This window comes from Kineococcus vitellinus (assembly GCF_009906315.1).
Taxonomy (GTDB): Bacteria; Actinomycetota; Actinomycetes; order Actinomycetales; family Kineococcaceae; genus Kineococcus; species Kineococcus vitellinus.
Map to the genome: position 1 here is coordinate 1 of NZ_JAAALL010000651.1, position 502 is coordinate 502.

Annotated in this window: 1 protein-coding gene; it reads left to right on the top strand. The window is 81.5% G+C overall.

Features of this window, described 5'->3' with window-relative positions; all coding sequences use genetic code 11:
• Nucleotides 1-128: 128 nt before the first annotated feature.
• Nucleotides 129-502: DUF3515 family protein (locus tag GTQ99_RS23935; RefSeq protein ID WP_166618107.1), on the top strand; the 374-nt coding region annotated here is incomplete at its 3' end.

Below are 502 nucleotides of genomic sequence, written 5' to 3' on the forward strand. Positions count from 1 at the left end.
GCCCGCCCCTCCTGCGCTCCCGGCCCGTCCTGCTCCTGCTGCACCCGCTGCTCCCCGCGCTCCCGCGGTGGCGCCGTCACCCCTGCTGGTGACCGGGCGCCGCCCCGCCGTCGGGCAGACTACGGGCGGTGTCCGAGCAGCTCTCCCCCCGCGGTCCCGACCAGCCCGGGCGACCGGCCCCGGCGCGCCAGCGGCTGCTCGTGGGCCTCGTGGTGGTGCTCGTCGTCGTGGTCGCGGCGTGGGTCTACCTGGCGGGCTCGCGCGGGGTCGAGGCGGCGCCGCGCGGCGGGGACCCGGCGTGCGCGCGGCTGCTGCGGGCGCTGCCCGAGCAGCTGGGCGGCCACGCCCGCAGCCCGCAGGGGGCGGCCGGCGTGGCCGTCTGGGGCGAGGAGCGCGTCGTGCTGCGCTGCGGGTCGACCGTCCTGGGGCCGACGACGAAGCCGTGCATCCCCGTCGGGCCGGCCGGGGGGCCCGGCGTGGACTGGGTCGAGGACGCGCGCGG